Raw genomic sequence first — 209 nt, forward strand, 5'->3', positions numbered from 1 at the left:
GTAGGGCTCATAGTAGCTTGTCGAGACTGTCGCCACGAGACCGAGATCGTTGGTGGTGACCGCCAGAGCCGAGAGCAGCGAAAGGGGTTCGAAGCGGTTCATCTTGGTCGGAATTCGGGCAAGCGCATTTGGATCGCCGACGGCGGCGGCAGGAGAATCCGCCATGAACATAAAAGCGAAGTTGGCCGCCTCGGCTCGCTTGGCGACAT

Annotated in this window: 1 pseudogene; it reads right to left on the bottom strand. The window is 59.8% G+C overall.

The features are described 5' to 3' along the window. Positions 1-209, bottom strand: a pseudogene (locus tag AF337_RS18315) (nitrilotriacetate monooxygenase); the annotation flags it as partial.

The sequence above is a fragment of the Rhizobium ecuadorense genome, from assembly GCF_001187535.1.
Lineage (GTDB): Bacteria > Pseudomonadota > Alphaproteobacteria > Rhizobiales > Rhizobiaceae > Rhizobium > Rhizobium ecuadorense.